We start from the raw sequence: 22,563 nt of genomic DNA, 5'->3' as shown, positions 1-22,563 counted from the left end.
TTCACGGAACGCATCGCCTTGATCACAGGAGTCTCGATACCGTACTGATGACACGCGCGCCCGCCCGCCGCGGCGCACGGCCTGACGGCCGCGGCGGAGGCGCCTGCGAAAGGATCGGTGCGAGGAGATGACGGGTCCAGCCCAAGCCGAGGAGCGCCTCGCCGAGGTGCGCTTCCTGACCGTGGCCGAGGTGGCCGCCCTGATGCGGGTGTCCAAGATGACCGTCTACCGGCTCGTGCACGGCGGCGAGCTCAGTGCCGTACGGGTCGGTCGTTCGTTCCGGGTGCCGGAGCACGCTGTCCACACGTACCTGCGGGGAGCGTTCAGCCAAACGGCGTGACCATGGGGCCGTGTTGGTCCCCACCCGGCCGGGCCGCTACGCTGGAGCGGTCCGCCCCCGTGACACTCGTGCGCTTCCTGTTCGGCGCCGGTGCGGGGCGGGCCGCCGTCAAGCTCGGTCGGGTGTGCCTGCGGGTGCGCTGGGACCGGCCCCACATGGTTTCGAGAGGCATTTCGTATGGGCTCCGTGGTCAAGAAGCGTCGCAAGCGTATGGCGAAGAAGAAGCACCGTAAGCTGCTGCGCAAGACCCGCGTCCAGCGTCGCCGTCTCGGCAAGTGATGTCCGGCCGGGCGTGATGCCCGGCCCGGTCACTTGCCTTTCCCACCGCCGCATGCGAAAGGCGCGCCCGTGGTGACGTCTTCTCCCGCGGCCCCGCCGAGGGTCGTCGTGGTCACCGGGGTCAGCCGTTTCCTCGGTGCCCGGGTTGCCGCCCGGCTCGCCGCGGATCCCCGCATCGAACGTGTCATCGGCCTGGATCCGCTCGATCCGCCCCCCGCCCTCGCGGGCCTGCTGGCAGAGGTCGAGCTGATCCGGGCTGATGCGCGTGCCGCAAGCGGCGCCATCGCCGAGCTCGGCGCCGAGGCGGTCGTGCATCTTTCGGTCACCAGTGCGCCCGATCCGCACGGCGGTGGCCGCGCGGCGATGAAAGAGCAGAACGTCATCGGCACGATGCAGCTGCTCGCAGCTGCTCAGGGTGCCGACCGGCTGCGCAAGCTCGTGGTGCGCTCCTCCACCGCTGCGTACGGCGCCTCGTTCCGCGACCCGGCCGTCTTCACCGAGGACACCGAGCCCCGGGCCGTCCCGCGGGGTTCCTTCGCGCGCGACATCCTCGACATCGAGGGCTACGTGCGGGGTTTCCGCCGCCGCCGGCCCGAGGTCGCCGCCACCGTGCTGCGGTTCGCGCCGTTCCTCAGCTCCACCGCCGAGACCTCACTCACCCGCTACTTCGCGCAGCCGGTGATCCCGACCGTGCTCGGCCGCGACGCCCGGCTGCAGTTCGTGCACGTCGACGACGCGCTGGAGATCCTGCACCGCTCGGTGGTCGAGGACCACCCCGGCACGTTCAACGTCGCCGGCGCGGGCGTGCTGGCGCTCTCCCAGGCCGTGCGCCGGGCCGGCCGGATCTCCCTGCCGCTGCCCGAGGGCACCCTGTCCTCGGTCGCCGCGCTGGCCCGCAACGTCGGCGTCGGTCAGATCGGCCTGGACCAGATCGACCTGTTCGTGCACGGCCGGGTGGTCGACACCAGCCGGCTGGTCAAGGAGTTCGGCTTCAGCCCGCGCACGACCGCGGCCGCCTTCGACGACTTCATCCACGGTCACCGCACCGGCCAGGCGTTGAACGCCGACCGGCTGGCCGCTGCCGAGCGCGCGATCCTCGACGGCATCCGCCGGGTCCGGGCCGCCGCGACGCAGGACCAGGAGCACGCATCCTCATGACCCAGGACGAGTATCACGCCGCGCTTCCCGGGCACGCCGACTTCGAGCTGCCCGCGGCCCGGGCGCCGAAGCCCTTGAACGGCAACCGGCCGGGCCGCCGCCGGGCCCTGCCCGCCGTCGACGGCCACGCAACGGCCCAGATCGAGGCGAGTGCCCCTGAGCCCGAGCCGCAGCCGGGTCCGGTCGACGTCTGGGACCAGCGGGTGGCCAACGGGCTCGCCTTCCTGCGGCGGCGGCTGGCCGGGGCGTACGAGGTCGACGACTTCGGCTTCGACCCCGAGCTCAACGACGCGGTCTTCCAGCCGATGCTCAAGGTGCTCTACCGCGACTGGTTCCGCACCGAGGTGTTCGGCATCGAGAACGTGCCGGACACCGGCGGCGGTCTCGTGGTCGGCAACCACTCCGGCACGCTCGCCCTGGACGCCCTGATGCTCACCGTTGCTCTGCGCGACCAGCACCCGAGCGACCGGCATCTGCGGCTGCTCGGCGCCGACCTGGTGTTCCGGCTGCCGGTGCTGTCCGAGCTCGCCCGCAAGGCCGGCGCCACGGTGGCCTGCAACCCCGACGCCGAGCGCCTGATGAGCGAGGGCGAGCTGGTCGGGGTCTTCCCCGAGGGCTTCAAGGGCATCGGCAAGCGCTTCTCGGAGCGTTACAAGCTCCAGCGTTTCGGCCGGGGCGGCTTCGTCTCGGCGGCGCTGCGCACCGGCACCCCGATCGTGCCGGTGGCGATCGTCGGGGCCGAGGAGATCTATCCGATCCTGGCCGATCTCAAGCCGCTGGCCCGGCTGCTCGGCATGCCGTACTTCCCGGTCACGCCGACGTTCCCGTGGCTCGGGCCGCTGGGCCTGGTCCCGCTGCCCAGCAAGTGGCTGATCGAGTTCTGCCCGCCGATCCCGACCGCGCACCTGACCGAGTACGCCGACGATCCGATGGTCGTCTACAACCTGGCCGATGAGGTCCGCGAGACGATCCAGGCCACATTGCACACCCTTCTGGAGAAGCGCCCGGACCCGTTCGGCTTGTAGCATGTGCAGTGAGGGGCGGCCCCGACTTTCGCAGTCGGACACCGCCCCTCGCCACGTTCAGGCCCTGCTCGTTCAGCTCCCGAAGAGGTTGCCCAGCAGCCCGCCGAGCAGGCCCTTGTCCTTGTCGTCGGGGACGACACCGGCCGGGTCCTCGGTGAGCAGCGGCTCCGGGGTCTCCGCCGGAGTGCTGGTCGCCGGCACCTCGGTGTCGGGCTGGACAGCCTTGCTGCCGCTGGTCGGGTCGACCGTGGGCTCCCCGGTGTCCTTCGGCTTCGCCTTCTTGCCGGCGTCGCCCTTGTTGCCGCTGCCGGTCTTCGCCTCCTGCTGGGCCTGACCCGACGGTTGCTCGTCGGGGGAGCCGGTGGCGGCACCGGTCGTGCAGTCGCGCAGCTTCGGACCGATCGCGTCGCCGCCGGACTGGGTCACCGTGTCGCAGGCGAGCCCGGCGCGCAGGTCCTTGGCCCGCTCGTGCACCGAGTCGAGCAGCTTGACCGAGGTCAGCGCCCGTTCCCGGTTGGCCGGGCTGAGCCGGTCCAGCCGCGGGTTCAGCACCCGCCGCTGGTTCTCGACGAAGGTGTCGACCGAGGTCAGCGGCGTCTTGTCCTTGCGGGCCACGGCGGCGGACGTGAGCAGCTTGACACCCTGGCGGGTGTCGTTGTCCATGTCGCCGAGGACCTGACGGAACCTGGGGTTGTCACCCTTCATCGCGGCCGCCTCGGCGAGCCGGTTGCGGGCGAAGGTCAGCGACAGCTGACCCCGGGTGACGTCGGAGCCGGCCATGGCCAGCTGGGCCCGTTCGGTGGAGCGCTTGACGCCGTACAGGGCGTCGCCCGGTGCCGCGTTCTCGCTCGCTGCGGAGATACCCGAGACGGCCATGGCACCGGCGGCGACGCCGATGACGATCGCGCCGCGGGCACGGATCCGGCGGCCGGTCTTGCCGAGCATCTTGCGGACCGGCTCGGCCGGCTCCTGCTCGGTGGCTGTGGCGGTCGCCCCGATACCGTCCCGCTCGGCCGTGGCCACGAGCATCGCTCGCAGGCCGGTGCGGAACTCGGGATCCACCTGGACCCCGGACCGTGCCGCGGAGAGGCTGTGCCCGATGGCGACCAGCTCGGCGAGTTGCTCGTCGGCCTGCCCCCGGGTGTGATGGCGACGGCCGCCGTTGGTCTCGTCGAGCAGCTCCGCGAAGCGCTCGGCGCTCCGGCGATCGAAGATGTTCAAGTTCACCGCGGGCACCTCCCTTCGCTCGTGACTGATTCGCCGGTGAGATTGCCGGCGGTCGCGACGGAACCGGCGGGCCGACGGCCCACCACTGGTCGCATCCGGACAAACGCGCGACGGGCGGGCCCGGTTACGGGTGTCAGCTGGGCGGCGAGGCCCACAGAGATCGACATACGGTGAATTGCCGTCACCACTGGAACCCTTCGGGCAGCAACCGGGCCAGTGCCCGGACGGCCCGGTACTGCAGTGCCTTGATGGCACCTTCGTTCTTGCCCATGGTCTGCGCGGTCTCGGCCACCGAGAAGCCCTGCAGGAAGCGCAGCACAATGCACTCCTGCTGTTCGGGGTTGAGCTGCTTGACCGCGGTGAGTAGCGCCACGTTGGTGATGTGGTCGACGACGGCGGCCTCGGGGCTGCCCTCGGGACCACGGTCCTCACGGTCGGCGTCCAGCACGTCGCCGGTGGTCACCTCGAGCCGGTAGCGGCCCGACTTGAAGTGGTCGGCGACCAGGTTGCGGGCGATGGTGACCAGCCAGGCGCCCAGGTCCCGGCCCTGCCAGGTAAAGCTGCCGATCCGCTTGAGCGCCCGCAGGAACGTGTCGGAGGTCAGGTCCTCGGCGAGCTGGCGGTTGCCGACCCGGAAGTAGACGAACCGGAAGACGGTGTCGACGTACCGGTCGTAGATCAGGCCGAAGGCGGCCGACTCGCCCGCCTGGGCCCGCTCGACCAGGGCCCACACCTCGGCGGCGGCGTCACCCGGGTCGGGCCGCGCCGGGTATTTCGGTGGTTCGGCCTCGCTCGGCGGCCCGGTGGTGCTCTGGGTCGGCACCACGACCGTCTCGTCGGTCGTCCCGGTCCGGCGGTCCGGGCCGGCCTGCTGCGGCGGCTGCGCGGGCCGGCCCGGTACGGCCACCCGCCCGCTGCCCGGCTTGGCGTTCCCCGTGGGCGGCAGGTGCCGGCTCGGGGACTCGTTGATGTGCGGCCGGTTCCGGGTCCGCTTGGGTCCGTCGCTGCGGATCGCGTGCGCGATCGTGCCGTCGATGCCCCGGCGGAGGGCGCTCAGGCCCTCCGAGAGCGCGAGACGCGCCGCGAACACATCACGGCTGTACGGATCGCCGGCGTACACATGACTCACTGCGCCTCCTTGACCCGGCGGGCCGTCGATGAGGGGTGTCCAGAACCGGATCCACAACAAAAGGGGTGGGGCGGCCGCAAAGGGCAGGCCGACCTCACCCACGGATGTGGACTCCGTTACACAGACGGGAAGTATTGCGGAGCTTGACCACGGGCAGTCGCACACTGTGTGCGCTGTGCGAAATTACTCCGAAGTGGCGCAGACTGCACATCAAGAACATCTGTCACCATGTAGGACACCTCGAAAGGGGGCCCGGACCGGCTGTCCGGCCACCCGATCGAGGGTCTTCTGTGCCAGACTCGGGCGTCGTGGAGAACAGCGCGCGCGACCCCGTCCGCACATCCGCGCGGCAGCGCCCCGACGCCCCCGCCTTGATCTCCGGCGACACTGTCGTCACGTGGGCTGAGCTGGACGAACGCGTCTCGCGCGGGGCCGCTCGGCTGGCCGCCGGCACCGCCGCCGGCGATCGGGTGGCGCTGGTGCTGGGCAACACCGTCGAGTTCGCCGTCGCCTACTTCGCCGTGCTGCGGGCCGGGCTGGTCGCCGTGCCACTCAATCCCGGCTACACCGCCGACGAACTGACCTTCGCGCTGACCGACAGCTCGGCCGCCCGGGTCGTTGCCGACGATGCGGTGCTGGGGCGGTTGCGGTTGTCCGAGGGGGTAGCCGTACCGGTGCGGGAGCTGGCGTCCGGGGCAGCGGACCTGCCGCACCCCGCGCCCGCCGCCGACGACCTCGCGGTCCTGCTCTACACCTCCGGGACCAGCGGGCGGCCGAAGGGCGCCATGCTCACCCACCGTGCGCTCGCCGCCAATCACGATCAGCTCGCGCTCATCGAGCCGCCGGTGCTGAGCGCCACGGACGTGGTCCTGCTCGCCATCCCGTTCTTCCACGCCTACGGCCTCAACACGGGTCTCGGCGCGATCGCCCACTACGGCGCCTGCGGCGTGCTGGTGGACCGCTTCGAGCCGGCGGCGACCCTGTCCCTGATGGCGAAACGGCAGGTCACGGCCGTGATCGGGGTGCCGTCCATGTATGCCGCGTGGGCACGCGAGCCCGCCGCGCGCGAGGCCCTGGCGGCGGTGCGGACGGCCGTGTGCGGCGCGGCCCCGCTCGACCCGGCCGACGCGGCGGCCTTCACGGCCGCGACCGGCAAGACCGTGCTGATCGGGTACGGCCTGACCGAAGCCGCCCCGGTGCTCACCACGACCGCGGTCAGTCACCGGGAGAAGACCGGCTCGATCGGCCGCCCGCTGCCCGGGGTGTCGCTGCTGCTGCGCACGGCCGACGGCGAGGTGCTGTGGCGCGACGGGCTCGTCGCGGACGTCCAGGAGGACGCCGAGCTGGACCTCGACCTGGAGGTCAGCGCGGGCACCGACCCGGGCGAGATCGTCGTGCGCGGCGCGAATCTCTTCTCCGGATACTGGCCGGACGGACGGGACGGCCCGGACGCCGACGGCTGGTGGGGCACCGGCGACATCGCGTACGCCGACGCGGACGGCGACCTGGTGCTGGTCGACCGGATCGGCGAGCTGATCCTGGTCAACGGCTTCAACGTCTATCCGGCCGAGATCGAACGGGTGCTCGACGGGCACCCGGGCGTGGCCGAGGCGGCGGTGATCGCCATCCCCGACCAGCTGACCGGGCAGGCCCCGTACGCCTACGTCGTGCCCGCCCTCGACCCCCCGCCCACCCCCGCCGAGCTACAGGTCTACTGCGCCGCCCAGCTGTCCCGGTTCAAGCTGCCGGCCGGCATCGAGCTGGTCACCGAGCTGCCGCACTCAGCCATCGGCAAGGTACGGAAAGGCGCTCTGCGATGACCCGGATCACTCTCATCAGCCGGGCGGGCTGTCACCTGTGCGAGGTGGCCGAGCAGACCCTGGACCGGATCGCCCCCGGGCAGTGGACCCGGGTCGAGATCGCCGACTCGGTGGAGCTGGAGCGCGACTACGGCGACCGGGTCCCGGTGGTGCTGCTCGACGGCAAGGAGCACGGCTACTGGCGGGTCGAGGAAGATCGCCTGTTGCGGGATTTGGGTAGACCGGCAGGCACCCCCCGCCTGTAATCTCGCGCGGTGGCTCGAACTCATCTCGTCTGGGACTGGAACGGCACCCTGCTCGACGACCTGTCGCTGGTCGTCTCGTCGACCAATCACACCTTCAAGGCGGTCGGCGGGCGCAGCGTCGACGCTGACGAGCACCGCCGGAGGTTCCGCCGCCCGGTCGCCGAGTTCTACGCCGAGATCCTCGGCCGGGCGGTCGACGCCGAGGAGTTCGAGGAGCTCGACCGGATCTTCCACCAGGCGTACCGGGTCGGGTTGACCACCACCACGCTGGCCGCCGACGCCGAGGCCGCGATCAAGGCCTGGCCGGGCAGCCAGTCGCTGCTGAGCATGTGGTTCCACGACGAGCTGATTCCGGCGGTGCGGACGTACGGCCTGGCCGGCATGTTCACCCGCATCGACGGGCGGCCCACCGAGGTCGACGGCGGGCTCAAGGCCGGCCACCTCGCGCGGCACCTGGCCGAGCTGGGCATCCCCGGTGAGCAGGTGGTGCTGATCGGTGACTCGCTGGACGACGCCGAGGCGGCCGAGTCGGTCGGCGCCGCCTGCGTGCTCTACACCGGCGGCTTCACCGAGCCGGCCCGGCTGCGGGCCAGCGGCCGCCCGACGACGGACACCCTCGTCGATGCGGTGCGCCTCGCGCAGACACTGTGATACTCGTCGTCGGAATGTCGACGTCATTGGCATACCTGGGTGGCGAGCGGTAATACTCGGCAGAGGGCCGGCGGATAACACGCCGACTCGATCTTTGTCCAGTTCCGCTATCAAGATCGCGATTTGTGCACGCCTTCACAAGCGCCTACTCTGTGACTCCGACGAGCCCCGCTATCACAGCCGGTCCCAGCAGGCGTCACCGGTCCAGGACCTGCAGCAGGGCTCACCGTAGGTTCGCCTCGTCGGCACGGAGTCAGATGAGTCAGCAGCGTCAAGGAAACACGTCGGCCACCACCGGCGCAGTCCCGGCCTTCCCGGATCTTCCGGAGGCGACGATCGCGCGGCTACCGGAATACCTTCGCGCCCTGCACAACCTCGCCGAGACCGGTTCCGAGACGGTCTCCAGCGAGGGTCTCGCCGCGGCGGCCGGGGTCAACTCGGCCAAGCTGCGCAAGGACCTCTCCCACCTGGGGTCGTACGGCACCCGCGGCGTCGGTTACGACGTCGCGCTGCTCATCGACCAGATCGAGTACATCCTCGGCCTCGACCAGCGCCGCGCCGTGGCGCTCGTCGGCGTCGGCAACCTGGGCCACGCACTGGCCGGTTACGACGGATTCGCCAGCCGCGGGTTCCGCATAGTGGCCCTGTTCGACGCCGACGCCGAGCAGGTCGGCAAGCCGCTCAACGGCCTGACCGTGCGGCACATCGACGAGCTGGGCCAGGCCGTCGTCGAGGAGGGCATCACCATCGGCGTGATCGCCACCCCGGCGGGCGCCGCGCAGGCCGTCGCCGACGATCTGGTGGCCGCGGGGGTCACCAGCATCCTCAACTTCGCGCCCTGCGTGCTCTCCGTCCCGGCGGGCGTCGACGTGCGCAAGGTCGATCTCGCCATCGAACTGCAGATCCTCTCCTTCCACGAGCACCGCAAGGCGTCGCTGACCGCGATCCCCGGCGGGCGTTCACCGGAGGCGGGCAACCAGGAGGCGGTCGGGTCGTGAATCTGCTCAGCGTCGGTGCGTCCTACCGGACAGCCGGAGTCGACACCCTCGGACGCCTCACGATCGCCGGCCCGGACATCCCGGCCGTGCTGGAGAAGCTCGTCGCGCAGCCGTACGTCGGCGAGGCGGTGGTGCTGTCCACCTGCAATCGCGTCGAGATCTACGCGGCCGTCTCCGGCTTCCACGGCGGCCTCGGCGACGTCTGCAACGTCCTCGCCGAGCACTCCGGCATCGGCGCCAAGGACCTCGCCGCCCACCTCTACGTGCACTACGACGAGGCGGCCGTGCGCCACTCGTTCCGGCTCGCGGCCGGCCTCGAGTCGATGGTCGTCGGCGAGGCGCAGATCCTCGGGCAGCTCCGCGACGCGTACCACGCGGCGACCGAGACGGACACCGCCGGCCGGCTGCTGCACGAGCTGATGCAGCAGACGCTGCGGGTCGGCAAGCGGGCGCACGCCGAGACCGGCATCGACCGGGCCGGCCAGAGCGTCGTCACCGCCGCCCTGGAGGTGGCCGCGGCGACCCTCGGCGGCGAGCTGTCCGGGCGCACCGGCCTGGTGATCGGCGCCGGCTCGATGGGCGCGCTCTCCGTGGCCACGCTGACCCGCGCCGGCGTGGGTCCCCTGCAGATCACCAATCGCGGCGCGGCCCGGGCGGGCCGTCTCGCCGAGGCGTACGGCGCCACCGCCGTCCCGTTCGACGCGCTCGACCAGGCGATCGCCGCGGCCGACATCGTGGTATGCGCCACCGCGTCCACCGAGCCCGTGCTCACCGCCGCCATGCTGGCCGGCCGGGAGAAGCCGCTGGTCGTGCTCGACCTGGCCGTGCCGCGCGACGTGGCTCCCGAGGTCGGCGAGCTTCCCGGGGTCACCGTCGTCGACATCGACAGCCTGGCCTCGAGCCGGCGCACCCTGCCGGCCGCCGCCGAGACCGCCGCGGTGGAGCAGATCGTCGCCGCCGAGGTCGAGCACTTCCTCTCCTGGCTGCGCGGAGCCGAGGTGGCGCCGACCGTGGCCGCCCTGCGCACCCGCGCCGACGACGTGGTCAGCGCCGAGCTGCGCAAGCTCTCGTCGCGCCGGCCGGAATTCACCGAGGAGCAGCGGGCCGACGTTTCCCGTACCCTGCACCGGGTCGTCCAGCAGCTGCTGCACTCGCCGACCGTACGGGTCCGGCAGCTCGCCGCCGAGCCCGGCGGAGACCAGTACGCGGCCCTGCTGCGGGAGCTGTTCGACCTCGACGTCCCGCACGCCACCAAGGCCGACGCCGTACCCGAGATCGGAGGACAAGCGTGAGCACACCGCTGCGCCTCGGCACCCGGGGCAGCGCCCTCGCGCTCGCCCAGTCCCAGCTCGTCGCCGACTCCTTGACCGCCGCGACCGGCCGCCCGGTCGAGCTCGTGCGCATCGTCACAGCCGGTGACCGCTCCCGCGCGCCGGTCGCCCAGCTCGGTGTCGGGGTCTTCGTCTCCGCGCTGCGCGACGCACTCACGGCGAAGGAGATCGACTTCGCCGTCCACTCGTACAAGGACCTGCCCACGGCCCAGCACCCGGGCCTGCACATCGCGGCGATCCCGCCGCGCGAGGATCCGCGGGACGCGCTCATCGCGCGCGACAACAAGACCCTCGCGGAGCTGGCGCCGGGCGCCACGATCGGCACGGGCGCGGTGCGCCGAATCGCGCAACTGCATGCTTTGGGCCTACAGTTGCAGGTCACGCCGATCCGCGGCAATGTCGACAGCCGCATCGCGAGGGTGCTCGGTCCCGAGGCCGACCTCGACGCGGTCGTCCTGGCCCGGGCCGGCGTGGTGCGTCTCGGCCGGGCCGCCGAGATCACGGAGACGTTGGACCCGATGCTCATGCTGCCCGCCCCCGCCCAGGGTGCGCTGGCGATCGAGTGCCGATCCGACGACGCAGACCTGGTCGAGCTGCTGGCCGCACTCGATCATGCACCGTCCCGCGCCGCCGTCACGGCGGAACGGGCGATGCTCGCCACGCTCGAGGCCGGTTGCTCCGCACCGGTCGCGGCACACGCCGAGCTCGCCGAAGGCGAGCAAGGCGACGAGATCTACCTGCGCGGTGCGGTGATCAGCCCGGACGGGGCCCGAGCTGTCCGGCTGTCGCGCACCGGAACGCCCGCCGACGCGGCGGAGATCGGCAAGGCGCTCGCCGCCGATCTCCTCGACAACGGCGCCGACACCCTGATGGGGAGCACAGAATGACCACCCGCACCGCCCGCAAGTCCGCAGGGCGTATCGCTTTCGTCGGCGCCGGACCCGGCGATCCCGGCCTGCTGACCCGCCGGGCTCACGACACCCTCGCCGACGCCGACCAGGTCGTCTACGACCGTGGGGTGCCCGAGTCGCTGCTCGCGGCCATCCGGGCGGAAGCCAAGGGCGACACCCAGTTCAGCCCCGCCGAGGGCGCACCCGGCGACGTCGCCAAGGTGCTGCTCTCCGCGGCCAAGTCCGGCCTGTCGGCGGTGCACCTGGTCGCCGGTGACCCGTTCGGTCACGAGGCCGTCGTCAAGGAGGTCCAGGCCGTCGCCCGGACCGCCGTGCACTTCGAGGTCGTGCCCGGCCTGGGCCAGGCCGAGGGGGTGGCCACCTACGCGGGTGTGCCGCTGCCCGGCGTGCGCACCGCGGCCGACATCGACGACGTCACCGCGCTCGACTTCGACGCGCTGGCCGCGGCCGCCGTCAAGGGCTCGTTCGCGGTCGCCGTGGACGCCGGTGACCTGGCCGCCGTCCGCGACGGCCTGCTGGCCGCGGGCGTCGAGCCCGGCACGCCGGTCGGCGTGACCGGCGACGGCACCGGCGAGACGCAGTACACGACGACCTCGTCGGTGGACAGCTTCGTCGCGGCGGCGCTCGGCTTCACCGGCCGGGTGGTGCTCACCGTCGGCGCGGAGGTCGCCCAGCGCGACAAGCTGAGCTGGTGGGAAAACCGCCCCCTGTACGGCTGGAAGGTCCTCGTCCCGCGCACCAAGGAGCAGGCGGGCGCGATGAGTGCCCGGCTGCGGGCGTACGGGGCCATCCCGTGCGAGGTGCCGACGATCGCCGTCGAGCCGCCGCGCACCCCCGCGCAGATGGAACGTGCGGTCAAGGGCCTGGTCGACGGCCGGTACGCCTGGGTGGTCTTCACCTCGGTGAACGCGGTCCGCGCGGTCTGGGAGAAGTTCGCCGAGCACGGCCTGGACGCCCGCCACTTCGGCGGCGTCAAGATCGCCTGCATCGGTGAGGCGACCGCCGACGCCGTCCGCGCGTTCGGCATCCAGCCGGAGCTCATCCCGGCCGGGGACCAGTCCAGCGAAGGTCTGCTGGCCGAGTTCTCGCCGCACGACGAGATCCTCGACCCGGTCGGCCGGGTGCTGCTGCCGCGGGCCGACATCGCCACGGAGACGCTGGCCGCGGGCCTGATCGAGCGCGGCTGGGAGGTCGACGACGTCACGGCATACCGCACGGTCCGCGCGGCCCCGCCGCCGGCCGACATCCGCGACGCGATCAAGTCGGGCGGCTTCGACGCGGTGCTGTTCACCTCGTCCTCGACGGTCCGCAACCTGGTCGGCATCGCGGGCAAGCCGCACGCCCGCACGGTCGTCGCGGTGATCGGCCCGAAGACGGCCGAGACGGCCACGGAGTTCGGCCTGCGCGTCGACGTCCAGCCGCAGCACGCGTCGGTCCCCGACCTGGTCGAGGCCCTGGCGTCGTACGCGGTGGAGCTGCGCGAGAAGCTGGCGGCGATGCCGGCCAAGCAGCGCCGCGGCTCGAAGGTCCAGGGCCCGACGGCCCTGCGCTTCCGCTGATCTCACGCGGACCGGCCCGGTGACGGGCCGGTCCGCTGCACTGCCGGGCCGGCTCCGTGTCGGCCTCGGGTTCGCCGGACCGGCGCTGTTGCCGGCCTGGCCGGGGCGGTTGCCCGACCGGCCCGGTTCCGCCGGCTCACGCGGCCGGCCTGGCTGAGGGAGTGAGCATGGCGTTCCCCGATGTGCGTCCGCGGCGACTGCGACGCACCCCCGCCCTGCGGCGCCTGGTCGAGGAGACCCGGGTCGCCCCGGCCGAGCTGATCCTGCCGCTGTTCCTCAAAGAGGGTCTGACCGAGCCGCGGCCGATCAGCTCCCTGCCCGGGGTCATGCAGCACTCCCGGGAGTCGTTGCGCAAGGCCGCCCACGAGGCCGTCTCGGCCGGGGTCGGTGGCCTGATGCTCTTCGGCGTCCCGGACAACGCCAACAAGGACGAGACCGGTTCGGCCGGCCTCGACCCGGACGGCATCCTCAACGTCGGACTCCGTGACCTGATCGCCGAGGTCGGCAACGCCACCGTGGTCATGGGTGACCTGTGCCTGGACGAGTTCACCTCGCACGGTCACTGCGGCGTCCTCGCCCCCGACGGCACGGTCGACAACGACGCCACCCTGGAGATCTACGGTCGGATGGGGGTCGCCCAGGCCGAGGCCGGGGCGCACGTCGTCGGCCCGTCCGGGATGATGGACGGCCAGATCGGGGTGGTCCGCAAGGCCCTCGACCAGGCCGGTCACCAGGACGTCTCGGTGCTGGCCTATTCGGCGAAGTACGCGGGCGCCTTCTACGGCCCGTTCCGGGAGGCCGTCGAGTCGAGCCTGCAGGGCGACCGCCGCACCTACCAGCAGAGCCCGGGCAACGTCCGCGAGGCGCTGCGCGAGGTCGAGCTGGACGTCGCCGAGGGGGCCGACATGGTCATGGTGAAGCCGGCGCTGCCGTATCTCGACGTGATCGCCGCCGTGCGGGAGCGGGTCGACGTGCCGGTCGCCGCGTACCAGGTCTCCGGCGAGTACGCGATGGTCGAGGCGGCCGCGGAGAAGGGCTGGATCGACCGGCAGGGCGTCATGCTGGAGACCCTGACCTCGATCAAGCGGGCCGGGGCCCAGATCATGCTGACCTACTGGGCCACCGAGGCCGCTCAGCTGCTGCGCGAACGCTACTGACGCCGTACCCCTCATGTAACGAACTTGCATGGGTTTTCCGCCGCGGGTGGGCTCAGTCGTCGTTCTGGATCGTGCCCGTCGCGCGGGCATCCGCGAGCCGGATGCCGGCCGGGCCCGCGACCACCAGCGTCAGCTTTTCGTCCGGCTCCTTCCACCGGTCACCCCGGACCTGCACCGGGAAGGTGAGACCGGTCGCGCCCGCGGGCACGACCCGGCAGCCCAGGTACGGCGTGAAGTCGGCCCCCACCCACGCGGACCCCGGCACCGTGCTCGCACAGACCGTCACCGACCGGCTCAGCGGCCGGGACAGCGTCACCGCGAACACCAGCGACGTCGTGCCGCGGTCTCCCTCGGCCACGCTCGCGTCCGCAACCGACAGTGCCGCCCGGGAGTGGAAGCGGGCGACCTGGGGATCGTGGTCGCTGGAGCCCTTCGAGCCGTTCGTCTCGTCCGCCGCCGCCCAGTCGGCGTTGAGGTGCGCCGCCCGCATCTCGATCAGGTCGCCGTGCAGGGCGTCGTTGACGAAGAGATGGTCCAGCGTCTGCGCCGAGCCGTCGAAGACGTACGAGTACGCCGACGAGGGCGCGTCCGCCACCAAGTCGTCCCACAGGTTGTGCAGCCCGGCCTCGTACAGCGGGCGGAGCTGATCGCCGGGCGCTGACGGCACCGGGTCGTCGGGGCGCGGGAAGACGTTCAGGTCACCGCCGTACGCGATCCGCGCCTGCCCGTGGGTGTCCTCGATCGCCGTGGTGATCGCCGCCCCGTACGCGGCCTGCTCAGCGCGCTGGCCCACCCGGGTGTCCGGCCCGGACGAGTAGTGGTTGCTGACCGCCCAGAGCTGGAACCGCTCGGCGGCACCCGGCGCTGCCTTGACGTCGAAGAGCGCGACCTGCGGCGCCCGGGTGAAGACGTTCGGGCCGTCCACGCCCGTCGACCTGTCCACGTCGGCCGGCAGGACCGCGTTCAGCGCCTTGGGGTTGGACACGTCGGCGTTGCCGGGCAGCGGGGCGCCCCGGTAGGTGACCTGCGGTGCCGCGCCCAGCACCGGGTCGGCCGCGGTGGCGGGGGCCGGCGAGAGACGGTCGGTGCGGTAGAGGAACGCGGCGGTGATCCCGCGGGCGTCGGCGCCGGTGCGGTCGTAGGCGGCCGCGTACGCCGGTCCGCCGTTGCTTCTGATCGTCAGCGCCAGCTCCTGCAACGTGTCCGGCTGCCCGTCCGCGTCGTTGACCGCGCCGCAGCTCAGGGCGCCGCCGGTGACCGTGCAGATGTCCTGGTCCTCGGCCTCCTGGGCCAGGATCAGATCCGGGGAGTGCAGCTCGGCGGCGATCTGGTCGGCCAGGTCGGCCAGCTTCTCCCGGTACGCCGCCTCGCTCGCCGGGACGTAGTCGAAGGGCGGGCTGACGCCGGGGCAGCCGGTGTTGCCGGTGAAGTCGCAGCCGTCGAACGGGTCGTCGCGGAAGTCGTACAGATTCTCCACGTTGTACGTCGAGACGGCGAACTCGGTGCTGCGCGCGGCGGCCTTCGGCGGATTGTTCCGCGACGGGTCCACACCGGGCGTGAACGCGGCGGTGGCCGGCTGGATGCCGTACTTGTTGAAGGAGTAGTAGAGGCCGCCGACCGCGTCGCCGGACAGCAGGTCGAAGGTCCTGGCCGGCGGCAGCAGCACGCTGCTGTCGGCGGCGGTCGCCTTCACGCCCATGGTGCCGAGCAGCACCCGGTCGCCGTTGCCGTCGTCGACCCGGCCGGGCAGATTGTCCAGCGGGTGCGCGTCACGGAAGACCCGCCGGGCGTACGGGTCGGCCCGGTCCAGCAGCGGATCGTCGCGGTCGATGACCCAGATCTCCGAATCGGCGGTGCCGCCGAACACGTTGCGGCCGGCGACGACCCCGGCACCGTCGCGGACCCGCAGCTGCATGCCCTCATGCCGCTCCCAGAAGCGGTCCGCGGCGGCCAGCTCGCCCGGCGGCGCCGCGTCGTCGACCTGGACGTCGCTCAGCGGCACGCCCTCGGCCAGCTTGGTGACCAGCGAGGCCCCGGACAGCTGGGTCAGCGAGAAGAACTCCGACACCCGGGCCCGGACCACGATCTCGTCGCCCACGGCCGGCACGTAACCGCCGATCAGCGACGTGAAGGCGCCCATGAAGACGAAGATCCCGTCGGAGCTGGCCGGGTCGCCGTCGGCGGTGCCCGCCCGGCTCTGCAGGAAGAAGCCGTGCTGGTCGGCGCCCGCGGCGGTGCGGGCCAGGGTGCGCTGGGTGACGACCCCGCGTACGTCGTACAGGACGCTGCTCGTGCCGTTGCCGGACGGGTTGGCCAGCGGTGACCGGTCGGTGCGCGGATTCTCGTCGTCCGACGTCGGACCCTGCACGGCGCCGACGGTCAGCGGTTCGTCGGCGGCCCGGGCCACGCCGGGGAACAGGGCGGCGGTCAGCAGCGGAACGGTGAGCAAGGGCAGGAAGCGGCGGTAGCGCACGGAGCCTCCACAGCTCAGTCGGTCGGCTCGAGTCTCTGCACCAGCTGAGCCACGTCCACGCCGTACTCGTACCAGTCCCGGTCGGACTGGAAGCCCAGCTCCGCGTTGACCTTGAGCATGGACTCGTTGTGCTGCGCGTTCCAGGTCTGCACCTCGCGCAGGCCGGGCTCGGCGGACCGCAGCTCGAACAGCATCCGGGCCTTGATCGCCCGGTCGATGCCGTAACCGCGGTGCTCGCGGACGACGATGGTGTCGTACTGGTCGGCGCGTTCGGGATGCTGCGCGGGCACGACCACCTCGGTCAGCCCGGCAACCGCGCCGGAAGCCTCGTGGATGGCCAGCACGATGTACGGCTTCAGGCCCCGGCGGTGCAGCGTGTTGAGGCTGTCCCGCAGGCGTTGCGGATCGGACGAGCTCGGCCGCAGATCCAGGTCGTTGTCATCGTCCTGCCCCTCCAGCTTGGCCTGCGCGTACGCCTCCAGCAGCTCGGCCGGCGGCCCACCGGGGTGGTACTCGACCCGGTAGCCGGCGCTGATGCCGTTGGCCATGGCGTGCAGGGCGTTCCAGTCCACGCTGGACAGGGTCAGGACGCTGCGGGTCTCGACGTATTCCTGCTCGAAGCCCAGCGCCTCGTAGAACGCGATGGCCGGGGTGTCGCCGATGGCCTCGACCCCGATGGAGGAGAAACCCTCGAGATAGGCGCGGCGCGCGGCGACCGCGACGAGCTGCTGGCCGAGGCCGCGGCGGCGCAGGTCGGGATGGACCATGACCTCCAGCACGCCGATGTCGCCGAGCAGCAGGACACTGACGTGGCCGTAGATGGTGCTCTCACCCTCGGCGAGCCGGTCGTCCTCGGCGACCCAGCTGATCCGGCGCTCGCCGGGCATGGTCTCGGCCAGGTAGTCGACCACCTGGACGTCCTGCCACGGTGGATCGTCGGGGAGATCGGCAGCCAGCACCGCGTTGTACGTCTCCACGAGCGATCGGATCTCCCCCGCCGACGCGGTCCGGGGATCCCACTCACGCACCCTCACCCGTACAGCTTGCCGGTACATGGACCTTCAGGGAAGTGCCGGGTGGACAAATGTACGCGACCCGTCACTGTGGGTTGTCGATCAGACCCGGCTGCGCTGCCCGTATTCGTTGGCCGCTTCGAACACCTTCTGCGCGTACGGCCGCACCGCGTTGTACGACAAAATGGCGTCCCACCAGGCATCCGGCCGAGCGAGATCCCGCCCGCCCTGACACAGGTACTTGGCCGCGGCCAGCGACGCGTCATCGATGTCGTTGGGATCGGAAACACCATTGTTGTCGGCATCAACACCATTGCCGACAGAGATCGAATTCCACGTCTGCGGGATGAACTGCAACGGACCCAGCGCCCGATCGAACTGCGAATCACCGTCGAGCGCGCCCTGATCGGTGTCCCGGATCTCCTGCCGTCCACCCTTACCGTCCAACGGCAACCCGAAAATCGGCGGAGCAACCGACCCGTCGACATTGAGGACGGCGCCGTTGGCCGAGCCGTGCGCGGACTCCACCTTGGCGATAGCGGCGATCGTGGTCCAGCTCAGGTGACAGCTGGGGGTGGTCCGGGCGACGACAAGCTCGGCGTAGCCATAAGCCTGCACGGCGACAACCGGGATGCCGGCCCGGGTGCCGGTGTCCTGCGCCCAGGAAGCAAGCACATCGGCCGGCCGGGCGCCGCCGACCGCACCGCCGACCTGGGGCTGGGTGCCCGGCACGACCCCGCCGACAACGGGAGCGGAGGCGCTGGGAAGGCCGCCGGGCCCCGGCGGCAAACCGGCGGAAGCCCCGGCGGAAGCGTCGGCGTCAAGGCCGAAACCGGGCGTCACGCTGGGCGTCGGCACCGACTGCAAAGCCCGCGGTACGAGATAAGCACCGGCCGTCCCGGCGGCGCCAAGAAGAAGAACGGCGATGACGGCGGGAAGAATCAGGCGGCCGCTGGGGCGTTTGGCCCAGGCTGAGGTGCTGCGGGCGGTGCTGCGCACGACGCGTACGGGATTGGCTCGGCGCAGCACGCGGGTGGCCCGGCCCTTCGAGGCGGCGGCTACTGCGGCTGCTGTGGGGGCGGTTGTGCTCGGGGTTTTGTCCCCGGGCTTGCCGTCGCCTTTCCCGGCCTTGTCGTCTTTCCCGGGCTTGCCGTCCTCGGCCTTGACCTCGTCCTTGTTCGGGGCCTCGTCTTTGTTCTGGGCCTCGGCTTTGTCGCCGGCCTTGCCTCCGGTGCCCGCCTTGCCTCCGGTGCCCGCCTTGCCTCCGGTGCCCGCCTTGCCTTCGGCAGCGGTCTTGCCTTCGGCGGCGGCCTTGTCCGGGGGACTGCCGCCCTTGTCCGCCTTGTCTGCGGGGGGAGCTTCCTTCTCGGTCCCGGTCGTCTTGTCGGTCCCGGCCGTCTTGTCGGTCTCGCCGGCCTTGTCGGCGGAGTAGGGCTTGTATCCGGTCTTGGTCTTGGCCGTCGACCCGTCGCCGCCGAGATCGCCGGCCGCTGTAGCGGCGCCGCTGGCCTGCTCCCCGTCCGGCTTGGCCGTCGCGGCCAATTCCGCGGCCCTGCCGTCCGTGGCTTCGCCGTCCGCGGTCTTGCCGTCCGCTGCCTTGCCGTCGTCGGCAGGCCGGGCGGCCGCCTTGCCGTCGTCGGCCTTCTTCTCCGGCCCGGCCTTCACCTCTGCCTTGCCTGCCGTGTCCGCCGACGCCCCAGTCGTAGCACCTGCAGCCGGTGCGGCGCCGCTGGCCGCCGGTCCTGTGGAGGCAGCCGCGTTCTCGCCCTCGTCGGTCCCTGATCCTGGCCCGGCAGCTGAAGCACCCGTAGCGCCGGTTGCCACAACCTTCGGCTGGTACGTGCCACTCGTCGCGCCGGTCGCCACAACCTTCGGCTGGTATGTGCCGCCCGGGCGACCGGTCACCCTCTCCGCCGCCAAGTCCGACTTGTCGGACGCAGGCTCGGACGTCGCCGTCCCGGAACCCGACTCGCCCGCCTGACCAACCGCCCGCACGGCATCGTCGCCCCCCACTGAGCCCGCCGCCGGAAACACCTCCTCAGGCGCCGCGCCGGAGCTACCAAGGGGCCCGTCAAGATGCGGCGCCGGAGGCCGGGGCCCGCGCCGCTTCGGGGATCTGTCCTGCCCGTCCGCCACCCGAACGACACTACCGGGCGACAGCGACCCCCGGCGCCCACGAACCCCGCCCGATGCGTTATCCACAGCCCGGACGACCAGGGCGACGAAGTGTCCCAGCGGAGCCATACCCTGTCTTCATGCCGCGCTATGACTTCCGCTGCCGCGCCTGTGGCGACACCTTCGAACTGAACCGGCCGATGGCCGAATCCGCCGCCCCCGCGACGTGCCCCCAGGGCCACGCCGACACAGTGAAACTCTTGTCCACAGTCGCCGTGACAGGCCGCAGCGGCGCCACGCCCGCCCCCCAATCAGGCGGCGGCGGAGGCTGTTGCGGCGGCGCCTGCGGCTGCTGAGCAGCCGAGCGGCTAGCAGCCACGCCCGCCGAGTCAGCCGGAAGCGGCTAGCAGCCACGCCCGCCGAGTCAGCCGGAAGCGGCTGCCAGCCGCGCCCGCCGAGTCACCGGGAAGCGGCTGGCAGCTACGCCCACCGAGTCAGCCGGAAGCGGCTGGCAGCTGCGCCCGCCGAGTCACCGGGAAGCGGCTGGCAGCTACGCCCGCCGAGTCAGCCGGGAAGCGGCTGGCCGCGACGTGGATGTCGACGGCCTCTGTGGTCACCTTGACTCCCTACGCCCAAATCGCTGCCGATGAAGGCTGATTGCCGGGCGCAGCAGCCTGCATCCTGCTCGCTGCAGGCGGTGGAGACTTGCCGAGTTACAGCGGCATGCATCCAGCCTCCATCCAGCGGCTGAGGTCACCGCCGTGCGCACCCAGGGCCGACGGCGGCGAGAGCGGCTGCACCTGCTGCCGCCGACCTGCCGGCGGCAGTTGCCCCAGCCGTGGGGGGTCAGCCGCCAAGGCGGCTTGGCGGACCGGTCGCCTGACTGACCGCGGGGCTTCAGCGGCACCGACGAGCAGGCAACACCCACGACGCCGACCGGGCAAGCCCCGACCAAGCTGGGGTGGCCTGACCAGCCCTGCCCGCGCCGGACCACAACCTAGATGGGCAACCGCAACGAAACGCCAGGCGCGGCCCGACGGCTGCCCTTGCGCCGGACCGCAACTTGAGTGGCCGGCTGAAACCGACGCCCGGCGCAGCCCGACCGGCCACCCCGCGCCGGAACCACAATCCGGGCAGCCGCAGCCGCAGCCGCAGCCGCAGCCGCAGCCGCAGCCCCAGCCGCAGCCGCAGCCCCAGCCGCAGCTGGCAAACCTGCGACGGGCCACACCACCCAGGAGTGCCCGGTCAACGCCTGACGCCCGATTGGCGACCACGCGGTCCCACACGCAAACCTGGCCGCGGACCTGAGCGTGCCGGCCCGGCCCAACCGAACAAACAACCCGAACCCCACCACCAGACCCGGACAGCCAGTCCGTCACTCAATCGCCGCCCACAACGGCGACCCAAGCCACCCCAAACCCAGAAACTCAACAACAGCGCAAAACCCGAGCGCCCACAACCAAACGCGCCGCGCCGGCTACCTCAGCCGGGAGGACGCACCCGCACACGAGCCCATCACCTATTTCCGCCCCGACGTATCACCGGGCCACCCACCCGCATCTGCTATTTCAGTCGACTGTGGCCGGTCCTGCGGCGTAACACTGTGGTGATCGTCAGGTGACCTCATGGAGTCGCACAAAGGGCTACTCCTGCGAGGCCGTCCGAACGGGTCGGTGGAATTGGCCGACTGCGGCGCAACCAGAACGTGAACCTCGTCGTTACGTCACGCGTAGTGCCGTGCGTGACCGTCGATGACCCTGACCGTGGGTCGCCCTTGCGGGGTCGGCCGTGGCGGGAGGGCGGTTACCGACCGTTCCTACGATGTGCCGTGTGATTGCGGTACGGCAGCATGAAGCGCGACTTCCCAAGGGGGCGGAGGTTCTCACCGTGTCGGGACGGACCGAGCTGCCGAGCGGGCTTGTGACCTTCATGTTTACGGACATCGAAGGGTCCACGCGGCTCGCCCGGATGCTCGGCGAAGGTTATGGCCGTGTGCTCAATGCCCATCGTGGCGTCGTGCGCGCAGCGCTGAGTAATTACGCCGGCGCCGAGCTTTTCACTGAGGGTGACTCCTTTTTCGTGGCGTTCCGGGACGCCGCCGCTGCCGTCTCCGCCTGTGTGGCAGCACAGCGTGCACTCGCCGCGTACCCGTGGCCGAGCGCTGACGCGGCACCGCGGGTTCGGATGGGTCTGCACACCGGTTGGGCCGTTCCGGTCGCCGGTGAGTACACGAGCGCCGAGGTGCATCGCGCCGCTCGCGTTGCCGCCGCTGCGCACGGGGGTCAGGTGCTCTGCTCCGAGGCGACCGCGCTGGCCGTCTCCACCTGGTCGCGCGACCTGGTTCCCAGCGGCGCGGAGCTTGTGGGGGTGGGAGCGAGCGGGGTCCGGCAGTCGCACCGGGAGCGTCGGGCGGCCCAGGCGCCGCTGATCGAAAGCGTCGACCTGCTCGACCTGGGCCCGTACCGGTTGCGTGGCTTCGACGATGCCGAGCGGCTCTTCCAGCTGGTCGCTCCCGGGCTCGCACGTGACTTCCCCCGGCCGCGCACTCCCGGCGCGCCCGTGGACAACCTGCCGGCCGCGGTCACTCCGTTCGTCGGGCGGCAGAGTGAAATCGCCGAGCTCAAGGGCTTGATCTCCACGCATCGCCTGGTCACCGTGGCCGGGGCGGGCGGGGCCGGTAAGAGCCGGCTCGCCGTGGCCGTCGCCGAGGAGCTGCGGGCGGCGTACCCGGACGGCATCTGGCTTGTCGATCTCGCCGAGGAGCATCCGGCCGAGGCGCTGGCCGCCGCGATGGGTGTTCGGCGTGAGCCGGCCCGGCCGCTGCTCGACAGCCTCATCGAGCGCTGCGCCGAGGGTCGTGTGCTGCTGATCCTCGACACCTGCGAGGCCCGGCACCACGCCGCGCGGGAGCTGGTGCGCCGGCTGCTGGCCAGTTGCCGGCGGCTGGACGTCCTCGCCACCTCGCGCACGTCGCTGCGCGTACCCGGTGAACTGGTCTGGCGGATCCCGCAGCTGGCGCCGGCCGACGCCGCGACCCTGCTGGCTGCCCGGGCCGTCGCGGCGCGCGGCGGCCGGCCCGGTCCGGGCGGTGTGGGCGCCGCGCTGGGCCGGCTCGCGGGGAAGCTCGTGGGT

Annotated in this window: 18 protein-coding genes and 1 pseudogene; 14 read left to right on the top strand and 5 right to left on the bottom strand. The window is 71.8% G+C overall.

The features are described from left to right. The first annotated feature begins 127 nt into the window (after positions 1-127). From ACWEOZ_RS26770 to ACWEOZ_RS26755, 4 genes are all read left to right on the top strand, one after another. Positions 128-340: a helix-turn-helix domain-containing protein gene (locus tag ACWEOZ_RS26770; RefSeq protein WP_125803603.1), complete on the top strand. Its 213-nt coding sequence runs from the start codon at positions 128-130 to the stop codon at positions 338-340. A 177-nt stretch (positions 341-517) separates the two neighbouring features. After that, positions 518-619, top strand: a complete 102-nt coding sequence (locus ACWEOZ_RS26765) for a 30S ribosomal protein bS22 (protein ID WP_007465623.1) — start codon at positions 518-520, stop codon at positions 617-619. A gap of 69 nt (positions 620-688) precedes the next feature. Next, positions 689-1,777, top strand: coding sequence for an NAD-dependent epimerase/dehydratase family protein (locus ACWEOZ_RS26760; RefSeq protein ID WP_451913424.1), 1,089 nt, complete (start codon positions 689-691; stop codon positions 1,775-1,777). Then, positions 1,774-2,802, top strand: coding sequence for a lysophospholipid acyltransferase family protein (locus ACWEOZ_RS26755; protein WP_451913423.1), 1,029 nt, complete (start codon positions 1,774-1,776; stop codon positions 2,800-2,802). Before ACWEOZ_RS26760 ends, ACWEOZ_RS26755 begins: the two co-directional genes overlap by 4 nt. 72 nt (positions 2,803-2,874) lie before the next feature. Here the strand turns inward: ACWEOZ_RS26755 and ACWEOZ_RS26750 are convergent, their stop codons facing one another. Then, positions 2,875-4,029, bottom strand: a complete 1,155-nt coding sequence (locus ACWEOZ_RS26750) for a DUF5667 domain-containing protein (protein ID WP_451913422.1) — start codon at positions 4,027-4,029, stop codon at positions 2,875-2,877. 181 nt (positions 4,030-4,210) lie between these two features. Next, positions 4,211-5,158, bottom strand: coding sequence for an ECF subfamily RNA polymerase sigma factor, BldN family (locus ACWEOZ_RS26745; RefSeq protein ID WP_451913421.1), 948 nt, complete (start codon positions 5,156-5,158; stop codon positions 4,211-4,213). A 308-nt stretch (positions 5,159-5,466) separates the two neighbouring features. Between ACWEOZ_RS26745 and ACWEOZ_RS26740 the strand changes: the two genes are divergently transcribed. From ACWEOZ_RS26740 to hemB, 8 genes are all read left to right on the top strand, one after another. After that, on the top strand, positions 5,467-6,978 hold the full coding sequence (locus ACWEOZ_RS26740; protein WP_451913420.1) for an AMP-binding protein: 1,512 nt from the start codon (positions 5,467-5,469) through the stop codon (positions 6,976-6,978). Then, entirely contained in the window at positions 6,975-7,223 is a 249-nt protein-coding gene (locus ACWEOZ_RS26735; RefSeq protein WP_451913419.1) for a glutaredoxin family protein, read from the top strand. Before ACWEOZ_RS26740 ends, ACWEOZ_RS26735 begins: the two co-directional genes overlap by 4 nt. Before the next feature lie 9 nt (positions 7,224-7,232). Beyond that, positions 7,233-7,874, top strand: a complete 642-nt coding sequence (locus ACWEOZ_RS26730; RefSeq protein WP_451913418.1) for an HAD family hydrolase — start codon at positions 7,233-7,235, stop codon at positions 7,872-7,874. 257 nt (positions 7,875-8,131) lie between these two features. Further along, positions 8,132-8,872 (top strand): redox-sensing transcriptional repressor Rex, encoded by a 741-nt coding sequence (locus tag ACWEOZ_RS26725; RefSeq protein WP_451913417.1) that lies wholly within the window; start codon positions 8,132-8,134, stop codon positions 8,870-8,872. After that, a complete protein-coding gene (locus ACWEOZ_RS26720; RefSeq protein ID WP_451913416.1) occupies positions 8,869-10,164 on the top strand; it encodes a glutamyl-tRNA reductase in 1,296 nt (431 codons plus the stop codon). Before ACWEOZ_RS26725 ends, ACWEOZ_RS26720 begins: the two co-directional genes overlap by 4 nt. Beyond that, positions 10,161-11,090, top strand: coding sequence for a hydroxymethylbilane synthase (gene hemC / locus ACWEOZ_RS26715; protein WP_451913415.1), 930 nt, complete (start codon positions 10,161-10,163; stop codon positions 11,088-11,090). The genes ACWEOZ_RS26720 and hemC overlap by 4 nt, the downstream gene beginning before the upstream one ends. Next, positions 11,087-12,673, top strand: coding sequence for a bifunctional uroporphyrinogen-III C-methyltransferase/uroporphyrinogen-III synthase (locus ACWEOZ_RS26710; RefSeq protein WP_212986481.1), 1,587 nt, complete (start codon positions 11,087-11,089; stop codon positions 12,671-12,673). The genes hemC and ACWEOZ_RS26710 overlap by 4 nt, the downstream gene beginning before the upstream one ends. A 167-nt stretch (positions 12,674-12,840) precedes the next feature. Then, positions 12,841-13,830 carry a porphobilinogen synthase gene (gene hemB, locus ACWEOZ_RS26705; protein WP_451913414.1) on the top strand — a complete coding sequence of 330 codons (990 nt, stop codon included), beginning with the start codon at positions 12,841-12,843 and terminating at the stop codon, positions 13,828-13,830. Positions 13,831-13,882: 52 nt separating this feature from the next. Here hemB and ACWEOZ_RS26700 read toward each other — a convergent pair. From ACWEOZ_RS26700 to ACWEOZ_RS26690, 3 genes and pseudogenes are all read right to left on the bottom strand, one after another. Next, a pseudogene (locus tag ACWEOZ_RS26700) lies at positions 13,883-16,225 on the bottom strand (lamin tail domain-containing protein); the annotation flags it as partial. A 92-nt stretch (positions 16,226-16,317) separates the two neighbouring features. Then, a complete protein-coding gene (locus ACWEOZ_RS26695; protein WP_451913413.1) occupies positions 16,318-17,337 on the bottom strand; it encodes a GNAT family N-acetyltransferase in 1,020 nt (339 codons plus the stop codon). 81 nt (positions 17,338-17,418) lie between these two features. After that, a complete protein-coding gene (locus ACWEOZ_RS26690; RefSeq protein ID WP_451913412.1) occupies positions 17,419-18,981 on the bottom strand; it encodes a lytic murein transglycosylase in 1,563 nt (520 codons plus the stop codon). Positions 18,982-19,571: 590 nt separating this feature from the next. Between ACWEOZ_RS26690 and ACWEOZ_RS26685 the strand changes: the two genes are divergently transcribed. Next, entirely contained in the window at positions 19,572-19,787 is a 216-nt protein-coding gene (locus ACWEOZ_RS26685; RefSeq protein WP_451913411.1) for an FmdB family zinc ribbon protein, read from the top strand. 1,531 nt (positions 19,788-21,318) lie between these two features. Beyond that, positions 21,319-22,563: nSTAND1 domain-containing NTPase (locus ACWEOZ_RS26680; RefSeq protein ID WP_451913410.1), on the top strand; the 1,245-nt coding region annotated here is incomplete at its 3' end.

This window comes from Actinoplanes sp. NPDC004185 (assembly GCF_053603475.1).
This window is presented reverse-complemented; position numbering and strand designations above follow the sequence as displayed.

Coding starts and splice junctions, on each gene's coding strand:
- ACWEOZ_RS26770 (WP_125803603.1), top strand. CDS start 128: ATGACGGGTCCAGCCCAAGCCGAGGAGCGCCTCGCCGAGGTGCGCTTC.
- ACWEOZ_RS26765 (WP_007465623.1), top strand. CDS start 518: ATGGGCTCCGTGGTCAAGAAGCGTCGCAAGCGTATGGCGAAGAAGAAG.
- ACWEOZ_RS26755 (WP_451913423.1), top strand. CDS start 1,774: ATGACCCAGGACGAGTATCACGCCGCGCTTCCCGGGCACGCCGACTTC.
- ACWEOZ_RS26735 (WP_451913419.1), top strand. CDS start 6,975: ATGACCCGGATCACTCTCATCAGCCGGGCGGGCTGTCACCTGTGCGAG.
- ACWEOZ_RS26725 (WP_451913417.1), top strand. CDS start 8,132: ATGAGTCAGCAGCGTCAAGGAAACACGTCGGCCACCACCGGCGCAGTC.
- ACWEOZ_RS26710 (WP_212986481.1), top strand. CDS start 11,087: ATGACCACCCGCACCGCCCGCAAGTCCGCAGGGCGTATCGCTTTCGTC.
- hemB (WP_451913414.1), top strand. CDS start 12,841: ATGGCGTTCCCCGATGTGCGTCCGCGGCGACTGCGACGCACCCCCGCC.
- ACWEOZ_RS26685 (WP_451913411.1), top strand. CDS start 19,572: ATGCCGCGCTATGACTTCCGCTGCCGCGCCTGTGGCGACACCTTCGAA.